Annotated in this window: 3 protein-coding genes; all 3 read right to left on the bottom strand. The window is 27.3% G+C overall.

Annotated elements, in window-relative coordinates:
* Window positions 1-307 (bottom strand): phenol-soluble modulin export ABC transporter permease subunit PmtB (gene pmtB / locus CD121_RS10395; protein WP_185817763.1); only part of this gene is annotated, 307 nt, incomplete at its 3' end.
* Window positions 304-1203, bottom strand: a complete 900-nt coding sequence (gene pmtA / locus CD121_RS10390) for a phenol-soluble modulin export ABC transporter ATP-binding protein PmtA (RefSeq protein WP_126568192.1) — start codon at window positions 1201-1203, stop codon at window positions 304-306. The genes pmtA and pmtB, both read right to left, overlap by 4 nt.
* 2 nt (window positions 1204-1205) lie before the next feature.
* Window positions 1206-1580: a PSM export ABC transporter transcriptional regulator PmtR gene (pmtR, locus tag CD121_RS10385; RefSeq protein ID WP_017638084.1), complete on the bottom strand. Its 375-nt coding sequence runs from the start codon at window positions 1578-1580 to the stop codon at window positions 1206-1208.
* Window positions 1581-1668: the final 88 nt, after the last annotated feature.

Below are 1668 nucleotides of genomic sequence, written 5' to 3'. Positions count from 1 at the left end.
CAAATAAAGTAAATAATATACATGTAATATAATTTGCATTTAACATATTTTTTCTAGAGACTGGTAAACTAGCAAAAAATAAAAATGCTTTGTCGCCACCTAATCGTCTATGAAATCTAAATAGATGACCTGCATCAAGTAAAGATACAATCATTAAAACTAATCCTATTGGTATTGCAAACATTGACTTTAATAACGGATTAGGTTTCATTAAAAATATATAAATTGGATAAAATAAAATGAGTGCTGTGTATAAAGATAATGTTAAATATCTTAATTTTACATTTCTAATCAAAAGTTGTTTCATTTGATAGCCTCACTTTCTTTAGTAAAGGCATGAGTGGAATTACTTTTATATTTTTCTAAGTAAATCATCAATTCTTCAATGCTAGGATTTTGAATTTCAATTTGACTACCAAACAGTTCTTTAAATGTACTAGCATACTGCGTTAATGCTTTATAACCAGTTCTTCTACTTTCTTTATAAATCAATAGGTCTTCTAACTCATTATCAAGGTCCTCATTAAAACCTTTGACTATTTTAAACTGATTAATTAAATCTTCTAAAGAATCATTTAATATGATTTCTCCATCTCGTATATATACTAAATAATCTGCAATTTTTTCTAAATCCGAAATAATATGTGTTGAAATTAAAACTGTTTTTTCTTCATCAATCAGTTCTTGTTGAATAATTTCTAAAACTTCATTTCTAACTATGGGATCTAATCCTGATGTTGGTTCATCTAATACAAATAGCTCTGAATGATGACTAAAAGCAATTGCAAGAGACAATTTCATTTTCATACCTGTAGAAAATTGATTGATTTTTTGTTTATATGGTAATTCAAATTTATGTAGATAATGTTGAAATAAATCTTTATCCCATTTTTTATAAAATGGAGATATGATACTTTCTAATTTCTTTATAGACCACTTTTCATTGAAATAAGTCTCAGAATAAACAAAACCTATTTTATTCTTTAAATCAATAGGATTATTTATCATACTATCCCCTAAAATCGAAATACTACCGCTATCACATTGCATTAAATCCATAATTAATCGTATGACTGTTGTTTTCCCTGCACCATTAGCACCAATGAATCCTGTCACAAATCCACGAGGTACTTCAAAAGATACGTTTTTAAGTTGAAAATTATGATCCGAGTAATTAACTTTATTCAATTCTATAGCGTTCATAATTATTCCTCCTCATATATTAAAGAAAGAATTTCTTGAAGTTCTTCCAAAGACATTCCAATTGTCTTCGCTTCTTTAGTCATTGATTTAGCTAAATTCTCAATAACGAAGAACTGTTTTTCTTTAAGAATTGAATTATCTTGCTCTTTTACAAATGTGCCTTTACCTCTTATCGTAGTTACAAATCCATCTTTCTCTAAATCTTCATAAGCTCGTTTAGTTGTAATTAAACTCACTTGCAAATCTTTTGCTAACTCACGCATTGAAGGTAAATGTTCACCTGAAGATACGTATCCTTTTAAAATATTCTCTTTAATTTGTTGTTTAATTTGTTCATATATGGGATGTTCACTGGTGTTTTTCAAAATAATTTTCATTGATGTCCCCCTTTTCTTCTGTATATATACAATATACACACTATATACACTTTTGTAAAGGGTAACTATTAAAATGACTGTATAGAGA

The organism is Staphylococcus pasteuri, from assembly GCF_003970495.1.
Taxonomy (GTDB): Bacteria; Bacillota; Bacilli; order Staphylococcales; family Staphylococcaceae; genus Staphylococcus; species Staphylococcus pasteuri.
The sequence above is the reverse complement of the archived record's forward strand: the minus strand, read 5'-3'. Positions and strand labels throughout refer to the sequence as shown.